Origin of the sequence: Xanthocytophaga agilis (assembly GCF_030068605.1) — a bacterium.
GTDB lineage: Bacteria > Bacteroidota > Bacteroidia > Cytophagales > 172606-1 > Xanthocytophaga > Xanthocytophaga agilis.
Genome location: NZ_JASJOU010000015.1, coordinates 185,094 through 200,973, shown reverse-complemented (window position 1 = coordinate 200,973; position 15,880 = coordinate 185,094). Strand labels below are relative to the sequence as shown.

The 15,880-nt window shown below is 40.6% G+C and carries 14 protein-coding genes; all 14 read right to left on the bottom strand.

The window, feature by feature from the left end:
* Positions 1-14: 14 nt before the first annotated feature.
* On the bottom strand, positions 15-344 hold the full coding sequence (locus QNI22_RS40395) for a leucine-rich repeat domain-containing protein (RefSeq protein WP_419836252.1): 330 nt from the start codon (positions 342-344) through the stop codon (positions 15-17).
* Positions 345-1,118, bottom strand: coding sequence for a leucine-rich repeat domain-containing protein (locus QNI22_RS31815; protein ID WP_314517241.1), 774 nt, complete (start codon positions 1,116-1,118; stop codon positions 345-347).
* A gap of 8 nt (positions 1,119-1,126) precedes the next feature.
* The gene (locus QNI22_RS31810; protein ID WP_314517239.1) at positions 1,127-2,374 is read right to left on the bottom strand and encodes a tetratricopeptide repeat protein; all 1,248 of its coding nucleotides are present in this window, start codon (positions 2,372-2,374) and stop codon (positions 1,127-1,129) included.
* A 52-nt stretch (positions 2,375-2,426) separates the two neighbouring features.
* Positions 2,427-3,488, bottom strand: a complete 1,062-nt coding sequence (locus QNI22_RS31805) for a hypothetical protein (protein WP_314517237.1) — start codon at positions 3,486-3,488, stop codon at positions 2,427-2,429.
* A 59-nt stretch (positions 3,489-3,547) separates the two neighbouring features.
* Positions 3,548-4,309 carry a hypothetical protein gene (locus QNI22_RS31800; RefSeq protein WP_314517235.1) on the bottom strand — a complete coding sequence of 254 codons (762 nt, stop codon included), beginning with the start codon at positions 4,307-4,309 and terminating at the stop codon, positions 3,548-3,550.
* A gap of 60 nt (positions 4,310-4,369) precedes the next feature.
* The gene (locus QNI22_RS31795; protein WP_314517234.1) at positions 4,370-5,089 is read right to left on the bottom strand and encodes a hypothetical protein; all 720 of its coding nucleotides are present in this window, start codon (positions 5,087-5,089) and stop codon (positions 4,370-4,372) included.
* Between the two features lie 22 nt (positions 5,090-5,111).
* The gene (locus QNI22_RS31790; protein ID WP_314517232.1) at positions 5,112-7,244 is read right to left on the bottom strand and encodes a leucine-rich repeat domain-containing protein; all 2,133 of its coding nucleotides are present in this window, start codon (positions 7,242-7,244) and stop codon (positions 5,112-5,114) included.
* Positions 7,245-7,606: 362 nt separating this feature from the next.
* On the bottom strand, positions 7,607-7,867 hold the full coding sequence (locus QNI22_RS31785; protein WP_314517231.1) for a hypothetical protein: 261 nt from the start codon (positions 7,865-7,867) through the stop codon (positions 7,607-7,609).
* A 530-nt stretch (positions 7,868-8,397) separates the two neighbouring features.
* Positions 8,398-9,459 carry a hypothetical protein gene (locus QNI22_RS31780; RefSeq protein ID WP_314517228.1) on the bottom strand — a complete coding sequence of 354 codons (1,062 nt, stop codon included), beginning with the start codon at positions 9,457-9,459 and terminating at the stop codon, positions 8,398-8,400.
* Positions 9,460-10,212: 753 nt separating this feature from the next.
* The gene (locus QNI22_RS31775; protein ID WP_314517226.1) at positions 10,213-10,800 is read right to left on the bottom strand and encodes a hypothetical protein; all 588 of its coding nucleotides are present in this window, start codon (positions 10,798-10,800) and stop codon (positions 10,213-10,215) included.
* 36 nt (positions 10,801-10,836) lie between these two features.
* Entirely contained in the window at positions 10,837-11,442 is a 606-nt protein-coding gene (locus tag QNI22_RS31770; protein WP_314517223.1) for a HEAT repeat domain-containing protein, read from the bottom strand.
* A gap of 44 nt (positions 11,443-11,486) precedes the next feature.
* Entirely contained in the window at positions 11,487-12,011 is a 525-nt protein-coding gene (locus QNI22_RS31765) for a hypothetical protein (RefSeq protein ID WP_314517221.1), read from the bottom strand.
* Between the two features lie 762 nt (positions 12,012-12,773).
* A complete protein-coding gene (locus QNI22_RS31760; RefSeq protein ID WP_314517220.1) occupies positions 12,774-13,349 on the bottom strand; it encodes a hypothetical protein in 576 nt (191 codons plus the stop codon).
* 47 nt (positions 13,350-13,396) lie between these two features.
* The gene (locus tag QNI22_RS31755) at positions 13,397-15,817 is read right to left on the bottom strand and encodes an outer membrane protein assembly factor BamB family protein (protein ID WP_314517219.1); all 2,421 of its coding nucleotides are present in this window, start codon (positions 15,815-15,817) and stop codon (positions 13,397-13,399) included.
* Positions 15,818-15,880: the final 63 nt, after the last annotated feature.

Genomic DNA, 15,880 nt, shown 5'->3' with positions numbered 1-15,880 from the left:
TTAGTCTTTTCCTTTTATAAATAAATCCTGCACGCTGGTAACCAGTGTCGGATTTGCTCCTGCATTTGGCTCGAAAGTGGATTGTTGTACAGGTAGAGCTTTTTTAATTTCTTTAGGTGATGTATTGACTCAGGAATAGAAGTTAATTGATTTCCAGTTAAATCAAGTATTTTTAATTCGGTCAAATTGCCAATAGATTCAGGTAGAGAGATAAGTTGATTGCCTGATAATGTAAAAATTTTAAGTTTGGTTAGATTGCCAATAGATTCTGGGAGAGTTGTAAGCTGATTTTGAGATACATTTAATTCAACTATTTTACAGAGCTTACCTATTGCTAAAGGCAATTATTGAAGACTATTATAACTTACATTCCAAAAACGCAGCTTTGCCCAGCGACCGATTGACTCAGAAAGGAAAGTCAATTGATTCCCTGACATTTGCAACTGATACAGATTTTTTAGATTATAGATAGATTCAGGCAACTGACGTATACAGTTGCTATTCATTCGCAAATCCTCTAATCTGTATAAACTACCAATCGTCTCTGGCAGGGTTGTGATACTATTACAAAAAATACTTAGTTCTTTGAGTTGACTCAGATTGCCAATAGAATCAGGAAGAGCTAAAAGTTTATTGTTATACAACTCAAGCCGCTGCAACTTTGTCAGATTAACTAGAACATCAGGAATCATTTCTAGTTGGTTGCTGTGCAGATTCAATATTTCAAGACTGTGTAAATTTTTGATGGATTCTGGTAATAGTGACAACTGATTTCTTCTAACATGAAAATATTTGAGGTTTATAAGATTCCCGATAGAATCAGGAAGTTTTTTAAGCTGATTACCACAAAAAGATAGAGTTTCCAGATTGATCAGGTTTCCAATCTGAACAGGAATGTCTTGTAGCTGGTTATCGCTAAAAAACAGACAATTAAGATGTATGAGGTTACCAATAGATTCAGGTAAGCAGGTTAGATTATTATGGAGTCCGCTAAATGAAGTAAGATTGGTTAAATCACCATAAGCAATCAGGGAAGCACCAAATATTTTCCGATTTTTGTCCACATGTGACAAGTAGTGTAATTTCTCTTTCAATTGAGCAATTGTACATGTTGACATGCCAGGTTTTAGGAATTAAGTAGTTGCTGATATCTTTTGTGTGTAAGCAATGGTGCGTACAAGGTATTATTTCGGATTTCTTGCTGTAAGGCAGAATCTTTTTGTAGTGCTTTTTCCAGCCAGTCAATAGCCGTGTCGTATTGGCGGGCATCCGTATACGTTTCGGCTAGTGATTGTATGACCAGGGTATCTTCAGGATCAATCTGGTGGGCTTTGTGCAAATCCTGCAGGGATTCTTCCAATCGGCCCAGGCTACGATACAAATACCCTCGATTATTTAATGCTGTCGTATTTTCCGGTTTCAGTCTCAATGCCTCCGCCAGATCTTCCAGTGCCTTTTCTTGATACCCCAAATCTTCCTTTAGACTGGCACGTGCCACCAGACAATCTACGTTTTCCGGATTGATAAAGAGCGAGAGATCATAGTCATCCATAGCCTCTTCCCATTCTCCCATATCCTGTAAAAGCATAGCCCGATTGTAAAGAATTTCAGCGTTATTGGATGAGAGATTCAATGCCTGGTTATAATAATCCAGTGCTTCTTCCAATTTGCCTTCTTCTGCTTTTTGAATTGCCAGATTGTTCAGGTCTCCTGCTTTATTCTGGATTCTTTCGAAGACTGTTTCAATAGGCTCAAATTCCGGAATAAGAGGTGCAGTTACAATCTGTGATTGTGGTTTGGTAGGCATAACCTCCTGTTTATAATCTATTCCAGCCTCACTGATATAATCGGCGGTATTTTTTTCATGAGGCTCAAGCAGGCGATAGACTCGCAGGAAGGTAAGTGCTTCTTTGGTAAATCGCATTCCGGCACTCCACTCCCAGCCTATAGAAGTATCATTACTCATATACCGGGCTACAATCTTAAACGTTTGATCGACTTGGGTGACATAATAGGAATAAAAATAGGAGATTCCTTTCTTGCGGTTTGTACCTGTATAAAAACGATACACCAGACCCAGTGAATCGTGCTGATATACCCGTACCAGAAAAAGCCTGCGGGGTGCATTGATCTGTATCTGAGATTTAATATCTTCAAATCCAGGTGTTCCGGGTTGTTCAAAACGCAGGATATCTGAAGCTACATTGCCCGAAAAATAGTGGCTGTCCACATCTTCTACTTTCTGTTTGAATCTTTCGGCATCCAGGTCTTCCTGTACTTGTGCGAGTGTTAGCTGGTATTCTGCTTCCAGAAATGCATTCATAAACCGAATGGCATCTTCATCTTGAGGCAAAACACTATTTTCAACAGACATAGTATGTATTTGTTTAAGCTAGTTAGAATTTATAGAATTGATATCCAGTTGATTACTTCAGCTTTGTCAGGACAGCCCAACGTTCCCACTCTTCGGTCTGTTTTTTCAGACTTACTTTTTCCCTCAGGTGTTGTACCCGATCTAAATAGCGTGATTGCAGTTCCTTGTCATAACTAATGTATTTTCGGGCAAGATCAGACAGGCTGGATGATTCCGGTTCAAAAACAGATTGCCAGATCGACACACAGCTTTCCGCTTTTTTGTGAGGCTGGTAGTTCCATATAGTCGGATAGCTCAACATCACATGCGCCTCCAGCAAATCCAGAAATAGCTGAAAGGGTTTCCAGTTGTGTGTACCTTCGCAGGTATTCTCCATGAGGACCAACAAATCTGCAAAGAGTTCCGAAAAAGAAACAGAGAGCAACCGCATCGCAGTCAGTGTCCATTGGATAGTACCTGTGCCTGTACTGGCTGCTTCCCAATGATAGTCCCAGAGAATCCTTTTAAACAAGGATTTGTCTTCATACAACGCAATACCCAGTATGAGTCCGGCATTACAGTCGGTAGAGGCGGTGGTATTTCCAAGCTGATACAGCGCATCTTTTAATGAAGAATTATCCGTACGGCAAGCCAGCATAGGCACAAACTCGCTAAACAGATTCTTCCCCATGCACTTGCTGATTTCCTGTTCAATAGTTTCTTTGTAAGGTGTCAGTTCTTTAAAGTACATCAGTCCCAGACAAGCTTGCTGCACTTCCCAATGCAGATCTGAATTAGTGATGTAATGCATCAGCACGGGTTTTGCAGGTTCATACTGCATGGCACCCAAACATTGCAGCACCTCAGTCGCTACCTCTGCTTTGAGTTGCAGGCTATCCAGACACACATCCGCTATACGCTTTGCCATGGAGGCATCTCCGAGTGTGGCAATGGGTACAAGCACACTTTCCCGATTATAGGCAAAAGGCTTTTCCAGAAAGAAGGTGACCAATGCGTCTGCATCTGAAGCGTCTCCATAGGTTCCAATCACATCACAATAAAATTCGATGTGACGGTAATCATGACGAGCAGGCGTCTGAAGCTGCTGGATAAGTTCCTGAGTGATGGCAAGCATACGATTTTGAGCGTGTACCCAGATAGGTCTTTTACCAATCAACCTGTCTGTCAAGTTAGTTAGTTGTTGTTAAAGGGAAAACTATGCTTTAGGTCTTCAATCAGGGCAGCCAGAGGTGCTGTTTGGAGATTGAAGGATTTTCCGTCTCCCACTGCTTCCTCAGCCACTATTAGATCTTCCAGCAAATCGTCCAGGGTGCAATCTCCTGATTTGATGAGGTCCATTCGCATGGTTGTGAGCACAATACCTGTTGGATGACGAAGTATCTGATACCGATGGAATACCGACCACACCAGTCCATAAAAAGCACGGTTGATTTCTTCGTCCTCTGAAAACTGATACGTAAGATTATGTGGCTGTACTACATTTGCTACTAGGATATTGGCAATTTCCGCATCCGTTTTACCCGACTGCCGGGTACCCGCAACTGCCCATTCATAGCTTTGCTTGTTGGCATCAGTCGTTTGCTGTTGTTCTGTGTTCCGTTTGTCAATAGTATAGTTTACAATGGCATAAAATTCCTCTTCAGAAAAGCCTGCCTGTTGTGCAAATCCCAACAAAGCGGTCTCTTCCCCTTCATTTAGTTCGCCACTTTCCAGACAGACCAGTATCATCGAAAACAACTCATTGCCAGCTTTTTCTTTGGTATCAGGGATCACAAATGATAGATTTCTGATGTTCTGTACATAATAGTTATACTCTTCATCAGTAATCCCCAGAGAATATGAAATCTGGTCAACGACATCTTTTTCGGTGGGTGTAATTACACCATCGGCTGCTATAATTAAAAGTAGATTTTGAAAGGATTCGGTACGTTTCATAGATTTTGCAGGAATTGATACGTAAAATAGACTCAGTAAAATAATATCTGGTATGTTGAATCAGTCAGCCAACAAGGCTGCCACATAAAAGCGTTTGTATTTTTCTGTAGGAAGCTCTATCCGCATTCGTTCCCGATAAAGTAGTAGGGCTAAAGCCGCATTACAATCTGGTTCAAAAAAAGGATATCGGTAAGGATCAAAATCGAGTGTATCAGTTTGTTTATACTCATGCAACCAGGAGTCGGCGAGCTGTAAAATAGCTTTTTGAGTGTCAGATACAGATTGATTACGGATCGCCTTATACAATCCCAACCAGTAGGGACTATCATGCAGGTTGCTTTCTTCGATAGAAACAAGTTTCCCTGTCATCAAGGCATAGATGACCCGGTCTGCTGTTTGCAAAGTAGGAATATCAGCCGGCCAGGGTTCATACAGTGTTTGTTCAAATATGCCTGCCAATGCAAAATAGATTACTGCTTCCACTGGCTGGCTTGGCAATAAACTTCCCTCTTGGGGTTGAGCCGCCAGGGCACCCATACAGGCAAACCATTGTCTGCAACGAGAAGCAGAGGCGCCCGCAGCACATTCCAGCGAAACCAGTTGCAACAAACTATCCAGCCGATGTATGGATACCTCTTCGCGAAAAGCAGCAGCTAGTTCGCGATAAAAATATTTTCCTTTTTTTACCCGCTGACGAGTTAATACAGGCTCAGTCTGTAGCAACATATCTATCTGATGGCTAATCTCGTTGATAGTGGGTAATGGATAGGATTTGGGCATACAAAGCAATTGGGTTTGTGTTTCACTCGTCTTCAGCATCCAGGATCTCAATCACAGCAAAGGCTTCCGTAATCTCAAAATTTGGATCATAACACCAACCAAAGAGAAACTGACACTTTTGGGCAACTGATAACATATCAGGGAAATAATATTCTTCTAAGTCCTCTTCACCGATATCTTTATCTTTCAAGGTTACAAATACAGATGCGTCAATAATATCTCTTTGTTGCATTCGTTGCAAAAACGAAATAATTAAAGGAGTTTGAAAAACTTTTTGTCGTTTAGGAAGTTCAAGTATTATTTGCTCTGCTGTTAGTTTCTCTTCTGGAAGAGCTGATTCCATTGCTATTTTTTCAATCAATGATGTTACAGTATCAGCCATGCATGTGATGTGGGCTTCATCGTCTTGCTGATCATAAACTACAAAAGCAAACTGACGGCCTGTCACAGCTTCTTTTTCAAGTTCGCTGGCAATCTCCATAATTGCATTAATCTGCTCAACTAACTGGGTTTCATACCAGAATTGTACATGATCTTTTTGTATCTCAAAAACTCCAAGAGAACTAGTACCTGTATTGAAGGGAAAATATGTAATCCATTCCCAAAGACGATGAAAGCCTAAGTCATCAATCAAAGTAACTTTCAGGTTATTGTTACAACAAAAAGATGTATCATATTTATTATTTATCATATTTCCCAAATCCTGAATTACAGAATCATTCCAATACGATTTGTGTTTCAGTGGAATATTTAAAAGAATCTTCTCATTTGGATTTATCTGAAGGCTTTTGCTCGCTATTTTCTTCAATAATTCACTTAATGTTTGTGCTCTCGTAATAACCTCTTTAAAACCTTCTTCGCTATATTGCAGACAAGCAAAGTATCGGTCTAATTCTGGTGACTCTTTAATTTGCTCGAAAATATTGCTTAGTTGTTCAATTTGGAGTAACATTTTAGTTTCTAACTCATCAATGATATTATCTTCCAAATCAAGTAAAATCAATCCTGAACAATCCCCTATCAACCTTAAAATTTGCTCTGCTATACATGGCTTATACTCTTTTCTCAATTTGTAATCTTTCACAAATGCCTGATACAACTCTGTTCGCTTCAGATTAGGTAACACTTTCAAATTGGGTACTGACTCCAGTGAATTATCTGACAAAATCAATTCTTCAAGTTGAGTCAAACTTTCTATTGAGTCCGGAACCTCTCTCAAGCCTGTCTTTCTCAAATTCAACTTCTGCAACCGACTCAATGCATTGATTGCCCAGGGCAAAGTCTGAATCTGTGGGTTTTCTGACAGATCCAACTTTTCCAGTTTGTTCAAACTCAGAATACCTAACGGAAAGCCTTCCAGTTCACAATTCTGTAAGTCTAAATAATTCAACTTAAGTAAAGCATCAAACTGGCATTGCGAAGGAAGAGAAACCAGCTTGTTTTCTCTCAAATCCAGATAGTGAAGCGAATCCAGCGAAAGTAGTGGTTGAGGAAACTGGGTCAAACCACACTTTGCCAAAGTCAGTTCCTGTAAACCAGCAAACAAGCTCAGCTTTTCTACCTGGTCAGCAGATAAAGGGCGTTTAAGCAAATGAAGAGATTTCAGCTGATTGAGCTCCAGAATAGCATCCACCGTTGCTGTTGGTTGGCTACTCAGATCCAGATAGGTCAACCGGGTAAGTAATTTAACCTGAACAGGTAGAAAACCTGAATCAATCTGCAAATATTCCAGGCTGTTCATCTGTACCAGTGATTCGCATATCTGAGCAGGAATGTGCAGATCTTCTTCCCATTGCCATTGATGGATGTGCAGCTTTTTTACCTGTTTGAGATAGGCTATTTCAACTGGTAAAGGACCACGAAGTATCTCGATATGCTGTAAGCTTTTCATTTGTGAAAGCACCTGCATATTGTGTGCTGTAAGCAGGTGCATGGTACCTCTATCGAATTTTATTTTCTGCACAGTACTCAACTGCCCCAGCCAGTCGGGCAGGAAAGAAGATTGAATGTTGTTCAGAATCAGTGTATGTACCTGAGGAAGTGTCTGGATCTGTTCAGGAATGGTCTGGCTTATTTTGATCACGCTGACCAACTCGGGTTGCTCAAATGCATTTTCAAGATTGTAGATTTTCTCAGAATGGTTTTCTGTTTTCATAGAAGCGAATTGAAAAAATAACTTTCAGTGATGTAGTTTGTTGTTGGCAACAAACTCATGTCAAAAGTAGGCTTGGTAAAAGAAAACACCGAAAAAGCACCGTATACAAAGTATATACAAGGCATTGTTTTTTATAGCAATAAAATGATGTGACTGATAATGAGGATATAAGTATCTAGGTTGTTAGTTGAGAATAGCCGTCTCTGTAGAAGATATTTATGCAGAAATAAAAAAGCCACTCAGAAGAAAGGCTCAAGCATAGGTAGAATTAGACGTCTTGAAGACTGCTTCATTTTATCTATCGAATGGTTTTAAAACTGGTTTTGATCCTGCCTGTATAGCAATAAAGCTTTCCCTCCTATTCAGAATGTAATATACATACCCGAGCCAGATTTCTGTGCTTCAGTCAATAGCTGCAAATAGTTTTGTATACGCTCCTGAAAGGCCGCAAGTAAAGGATCGCCTTTCACCCGAAGTATGGCTTCCTGTTTTAACTTCAGCGTTAGTGGTAATATAAAGTAAGAACCATATTTTCCAGGGTCGAAATAATTTCCGGAAGGACCGATCTGCTCTCCCAGAAAAAACCGGAGGCTGTTGTAAACAAATTGGGAATATCCAGCCATTTATATCCAATCCTTGATAATTATCTGGCTCATAATGCTTGGTTAAGGCAAACTCACCATAGTGGTTTGGATCTTTTATCTCAAGCAAATCCTCCCAGTCAGTGCAGCAGGCTCACCATCCCAGAGAAGAGCTATTGAGGCAAGATTGTCATTGATAAATCCTCTCAGCAAATCTGTTTCCCCTGTTTTAAGTGCCTAAAATAAAGTAGTAGCAAGCTGTTGATCAAATGAATTCCAGTCAAAAAGGTATGCTTTGTGTTCCATGATGCTTTTTATATAATTATTCAATAGGCTTGTATGGTGAACACACTTGCAAGAAACCTTTATTACGGATTTAGTATCGCTTTCATCTTTGTCTACATGGCAAGAAGGCGCCAACTGGTGGCGCCTCCATTTGTAAATATTTTACGTTATTTTACACAGATGCCATACATGTGTGCATCGGTTATTCCTTCAGTAAGGACAATCATACCGTACTACTGTTTTTCGATTGTGTTTTTTGAATTGATTTTTTCTCAGACTTGTTTATCTTACTTTACAACGAAGATGCCTAGTGCTTCAGAATCATATGTACTGTTGGTAAGATTAGTCAATACCCCATTCTTCCATACTTTGGCACTTCTATAGGTCCGAGCAGATCCATTCTCCGAATAATACAGGCTGATAAATCCGCCTACATAAACGTCGTCTCCCACGACAAATATCGAATTTGCAGAAGAATGAGTGGCATTATCAGTAAGTTCAGTGGCAACTCCGTTTTTCCAAACTACACCGCTACCATGCTTTCCATCGTCCACGAATCCTGCCACATATACATCCGTTCCTGAAACATAAATTTCATTAAGATCCAGTTGCTGTGCACCTGTAGCCAATACACCTGTTACAACTCCATTTTTCCAAACCACAGCCTCCGAACCACTTCCACCCTGAGTCCTCACACCTACTGCATACAGATCTGCTCCTGCAATGGTAATATCATGGATACCAGTGTAGGTAGTTCCATCAACAGGACCAATACGTGAAGCAACACCATTTTTCCAGATTGTGGCAACACCTTGCGAGTTCACATACTCTGTTCCACCTATATATACATCTGAACCCGAGACCACCAAACCTTCAAAATATATGTTTGTTTGCTCCAGCATCAGACTTACCTCTCCATTTTTCCAGAGCGTAGCATGTTGACCATAGTTAGCATCAAAAATAAATCCGATAGCGTAAACATCATTATTTGCAACAAAAATATGAGCTGCCGATCCTCCTATGCCTGCATTGGTTACACTTAGTTTAGTTGATTTTCCATTTTTCCAAATAGCAGGCTGCACGGGGGACGCACTCACTGTATAACCTGCCACATAAACATCCTGACCATTGACAAAGACATCGTTAGCTGTAGCATAGTCTGCAGGGGAAGCAAGGTTAGAAACCACACCATCTTTCCAAAATTTAGCCTGTCTGTGATATTGATCATCGAGATTCTCATAGCCCACCACATATACTCCTGGCGCAGCAGGTGTCGGACTGTCATCTTTACTACAAGCTGTAAACAGGAATACGATAAAAGTGAAGCTTAATAAAAAAATGTTTTTCATAACCGTTTTTAAAGTTTTAAAAGTGTAATGATTGTTACCTTATATTCTGACTTTATGAAGTACCAGCATCACATCGGAATGGAGTTGTACAGGTGCATCAGATAAGGTAACAGACTGGCATCAAAAGTAGGATTGGCAAAAGAAAACACCGAAAAAGCACCGTATACAAAGTATATACAAGGGATTACTTTTTTATGGAAATAAAACGATGGGACTGATAATCAAGACAAAAGTAGCATGCGTATTTTGGGCAAATGTAAGGGTTAGCTATACCCCCAGAAATAAAAACATGAGTCATTCCAAATATTGGATGAGAGTAAAACCCAAGTCTGTTCTTTTTAAAAGTGTGGGCTTGGGTTAATTTTTGAGAATTAATCTATCGTCATTTGTTTATTGTCACTTCCATTACTCTTCTTGTAGCTCCTTTATTTTTTGCTTGCCCAAAAAACAGGGCACCAAACGAGAGTTTGGTGAGCCAGATTTGTGCGTGAGCAAAAAAGGGCAAAAAATTCCAAAGCTTCGCCGCTCAGGCCATCGCTAGGCCCGCGGAATTTTTATCCCTACACACCTACACCACCACACGCGGTTGAAGTTGTCTTTGCTCTCTTTGTAACCTTTGTTCTTTCTTTCTCAATGGCATTTTTACTCAAAATTTGGGAGGACTCATGTTAGGTATAAATTGAATCTTTCCTCACTGACTCTTGCGCATACATATCCATGCTTAAAACCAATGAAGCGGATACAAATCAGCCATTATTGCTGTAATCTATGAACAGTTGCAGGCATCCCGCTTTCTGAGGAGAACATCTGTCCTGTAAAAGGCAGATACAAAGACATAGGCATAGGTGATAAAGTAGAAATATCCCAACTTCCTCCAAGAGGTATGGCGGGAGTTGGAGAAAGCACGACATCTGAAGCCGATCTTCCGGATAACGTATACCAGGATCGAAATAAAGAGATCTTTACTATGTCTTCCTGTGCATCTGTCTGAGCTAAATCATTGATAAAATCAGTTATTGAAAAGTCTGATTCTATAATTTCTCCATAGTGTGTATCAATAAGCCACAGATCATTGCCACTTGTGCAGAATAGGAAACCAAAACAAGTGCTTCCAAATAAATAGGTGGACGCAGGTAACCAATGTTCCCAGCCTCCTAAATCAGAAACCTGTTCTCGCTGCGAAGCAATTGAGAGCAGTCCATTTGAAAAACAACCACTTCCTATTGTTGTAACAAATTCCTGAAGTTCGATAGACTGACTCAACTTTAAAGAAGCCAGATCTACACCTGTGCCAGATAAAGGAGTGCCAAATACCTGAACGAATGGTTCAAAATCGATCATATTACTTTCTAAGGGTTGTATAAGCCCTGTCAACATCTATAATGAGAATCCCAAGCCTATACCTGTCTCATAAGTTCGCAGCAATGCCTGAGCTACATCTCTGACTTCACTATCAGAATCAGACACAGCATATTTGTGAACCAACTCTTGTATTTGAGGCCAGGCAATGTAACTCATACTCCAGACAGCGGCCAGTCGTACTTCGTTGTCACTCTCATTGACTAGTGTCCCAAATATTGCATAGACATCCAGGTCAAATGTGGAGGAGGCACTTACGCCAATCTGATAGATGGATTTGATTTTCTCATTCTGCGTTTGTGCCTGTGCCCACAAATGTAGAATCTCTTCTTTTGTGAAAATATGTTGCTGAAAAAGTGAGCGAACTTTTGGGGCAATTTCCAACACATTTTCACCACGTACCAACAGATAATCCAAGTTTACAATAAAGTCCTGGATATGGGATATCAATGTCTTGCCCTTATTATCAGCAGACCATACAAGCTGGTAGGGTTGTTTCTCAGTGCGTTGTATTTCAGTCCAGATCGGCCACCTATTAAAATGAAAAGTATTCATAACATCTTTTCTGGTGGCATTCTTGAGAAGCATGATTTCATAACTGTCAGTAGATTTTAACAGACCCATCGTATTCTAAGATTTATGAATTTATAATTTTTAGATACCTGTATTTACTTTCTGGTTGATTGTGAAACAATAGCTACAAAAGAGATAAAGATTTTGGCAAAGGCCGGAGTATCCTTCAGTGAATCACTCAGATCCCACTGAGAACCGTCTGAAAACGTACGATGCACAGATAAGTTCCCTTTGGAACCGCTCCCTGTCCAGTCAGATCCATCTTGAAACGTTCGCTGGATGGTGTAATTGTCGTAATCTCCAGACAGTGACCAGGACGAACCATCCGAAACAACTTTCTTTAACAGATACACTCCTTCTGGTGTACGCATGCGCCATTCGGAACCATCCTGAAAAATACGTTCAATCAGGTACTCTTCATTGTACCACTTAACCCGCCACTGGGAATTATCAGAAAAAACTCTCTTGATGGAAATATCTCCATTGGAAGTGGCAAGTGCCCATTCGCTATTATCACTGAATACTCGTTTCAGCGAAGTGAATGTTTCGCTTTGGGCACACGAAAGTATTGTATGGCAAAGGAGGAGTAATCCGGTTATCAGGTATTTGGGGGCTGTCATCCTATTTTCAGCGTTTTGTGATAGAAGTTGTGGTATCCAGCAGACTCAAAAACTCACTTAGTTTTCCGTTACGTCAAATAGATAATCTGTTTCAAATCCTGGCCGATCTTGTTTGAGTTTCTGCACTCTGCTTCCAATACTTTTGAGATGATTGTCTTTTCCTGTAACCAGCAATTTTTGAGTCCTTCAGCAATAGAAGTAACCCGTAATTTACTTTCTGATATTGGAATGTTGAGCTTAAAATTGAAGCATTTGTTTATCAGGCAACTGACATTTTAACTTCTCTCGGATCTTTATCTACGATCCTCTTTTGCTAATCGATGTCCTGTTTTTATTCAACAATTGTTATAAAAGTGACCTTGTTACAGTTGATCTTGTCCTGTTCTATGACCGGAATTCTGGTCATACAGAAGAAATATCCGAGTTATGGTCAAAATGGTCATTAAGGGTCGAATGATCAGGAAAACATTCGACAAGGAAAGTGAACAGAAATCGAATCACTTTTGAAATTGACCAGAACTCTGTTCGCTTTTGGTTTTGACCATACTTCCGGTCGCTTTGTGGTTTGACTGGAAGTATGGTCAGTTTCCTGAAATATCCGAACTCTGTTCACTTTTTACTTGGACCGGAAGTATGGTCACTTTACAAACTAACCATACTTCCAGTCACCAAGCTGTATGACCCGAGTACCGGTCAGTCGATAAACATTGACTCTACCAAAACCAGAAAAGCCATCTTGTCTTTTACGTTTGGAGCATCCATCTATTTCCACTCCCAAAGCACCGTTCCTGCTGTTTGCCGTTTTTGCCAGGCAACAGTCAGTTCCTTGAGAGTCACACCTATCTCGTCATTCAGGTAGTTTTCGACCAACTGAAACCGCATAGCTACCGGATCTTGTGCATCATGGTCCTCCATCGTGACTGAGCCATCTGCTTGTGTAAAGATCCGTGTCACATCACCTCGGATGTTCTGCCTTTCATCAAAACCTTGTTCCGTATATTTACTCGTGATGAGAAAGTTATCCTCTGGATCATACATACAGGCATAAAAGGCAAACGAAGCACTTTTCTCACTGGCACTTTTTTGTAAAATGGAAAGAAAGTTGTCTTCTCTGAAAAATTCAATAGCCCCATCACAGCTGGATTGCTGTCCATGGGTTTTCTCTACCTCATAAAACACCACCGAAATAGTTGCGGACAGAGCCACTTTGGTATACACTTCCCGCTTAAAGGGATGTGCCATTGGAAAAGTCGCTTCTGTTTTCCGAATTGCATCCCGGATAAAGCTTTCCTGAAAATGACTATTCAGGAATATAAGGGCAACAAAACAGGTTTTCATAGAGATTATACATGTATTTAAAGTAAAATCTACTCATTCCTATCTATTTACTTTTGCGGCTCTGGTTGTACCTTTCTGAAGTTGAGCACATAACAAAGCAGATTCCTATCTTCTCCATAACCCCAGTAGGAATCACAGAAGCCTGTTTCCGGACTTACTTTAAAAACAAGCATATTTTTAGGTACTTCATCTGTGTTTTCCTGTGGCACATCATAACGTATCCAATCAGTAGTATCTTCTTCTAACAAAGACCATTTCTCTGCAGGCAATGTGGTCAGCAATCTGTTAGTAACCAGCGTTTTGTCGAAGATGCCCACATATTTTGTAAAAAAGTTGAATCCATTAAAGCCAATGGAGGAGAAATTACGATACTCCTTCAATGAAGCAATTTTCCCTTTTTCAAACCAGATGGCAATGGAATGAGCCAGGCCATTCTGCTTGTAAATAGTGGCAGCATACTGACCAGGAGTGATAGGCATACTGGTGTTATTCCAGGGATAATACAAGTCCTCCGTTCGTTGAGGATCACAAACCACAAACTTGTCTGTTAAATTTAAAGGTGCTGTGGTAATTGCCTGTGTAGGATCAAGGCTTTCATTCTCTTGATTTAGCCATGTGAGTAAGGCCTCACAGTCAGCATTGTATAGCTCGAGTACTCTCTCTTTACAATCGTTGCTATCTAATGCATCCTGGGTTACAGCCCAAAGAAACATCTCTGCTTGGGCAAAACGATGGTTGGGTAAGGTATTTATTGGCCAACGCTTTGCTTTCCAGACCCATTTTACCAATTCAAATGGTTCTTTTTCTTTATCAGATCCGGCAGATGGGTAAGGTTTCATATGTCGGGCAGCCGTAGTAAACGCCAGCAACTCAGAAAGCCAGAACCCGTTTCCTTTCATGGAAAAGTCTAAGGTAAAGCCAGACGCTGTGGTAGGCTTGTTATCTTCTATAATATCGAGCGCTACTTCAGTAAAAGTGTCATCATGATTCAGTGAAATGACACTACCCCATTCCAGATCCAACCAGAAGTAATCTCCATATGGAGTGCCTCCAATTAATATTGCTGGAAACATGCTGTCAGCAAATGGAATATCTTCCCCGAAAAGTTCGCCACAAGTCCGAGCAGACCCCAACGATCTGGAGAAAGAATCTATACGATAGTACCCATCCACAGACTCATTAACCCGGATAAATTCTTTGACTTCAGGATTAAGTGGTACCCCAAACAATGTTTCAACAGCCACAAAGATAGCCTCATAGTCAGCCTCACTATGGACTGTTGCCAGCATCTGCTGAATGTTTTCAATCTGTATTTGCAAGGGTGTCTTTTGGAGAACAATCTCTTCAGCCTCTTTACCAAAATCTTCCCATTTCAGCAAACGGATAGGGTCGTCAGTTGTGGGCTTTTCTGCCACTGGCACATAAAAATCGTAATCGCGGTAGTAATCATTTGTCAAAACCAAAGGTTCAAGTCTGCTTCTAGAGTGTATGACCTCAGGTACTTCTTCCAGTTCTCCACTATTCAAATGACAAAAAAAGCAGGCTCGTTTAAACTCTGTTCCTTTGTATTGGATAGTGAGATACCATCCGTTGAGTGTACCCTTACCTGAGTATATTGCATCCCAGTCTTCTTCAAAATCTTTGCGCCAGTGTAGGGTGCCTTCCTGTAGGTTTAGACAACATATGGCCCGCTTTTCTTCAGAATACACCAATACAAACTGAGAATGAGGGGAATACGGTACTATAGTATCATATGTAAAGTTATCCGGTATGCATTCTCCCTTGAATAAAGCTGTCTGCCCATCATACCATACAATCCGGAAAGGATCAGCAGCGAAGGCGTAGAGATCTGTTCCATTTGTTTGAAGATCAGACAAAGGCAGCGTGAATACCTGCTCCAGCACCGGACTTTCATCAGCAAGATTGAATCGTAACAGGCAGGTACTTTTTTCATACCCCCATTCTTTTCCATAAACCCAGGAACCACATTGCAATGCCCATATTCCAAAAGCAGAAACAGACGATTCAGGTAGGTTCAACTCTGCAACCCGTTCACCAGTGAGGATATGATAGACAACAAACCGAACATATTTGCTTTGTTGAATAGCAATGCATACCCTGTTTTCCCATACCACCGGAGCTCCCTTGTCGGCCAGTTTTTTGGGAGAGATGGACACTTCCCATAACAACCGCCCATCTGTAGGGTCCAGTGCCAATAAGCTCACATCTTCCTTTTCCTTGGTGGTTACAATTGCCTGTGACGAACCTCTGAGGCACTGAAAGAAATTATGGTTACCACTTGGACGCCCTAAATCCAGCTTTTTTGTCCATACATGGGTAAAGTCTGGTTCCGCCATGATACAGGTTACCTGCTCATCATCTCTCAGATACAGTTTATTGTCTATCCGGATAGCATCCGATAAGCGTTTGAGCCCTATGTTTAGTTCTGCCAGTTTCTTAAAATACATGTATAAATGTTAAATAACGTCCTTGATATAACTGGTATCAATTATAGGGGATACCATAACTTT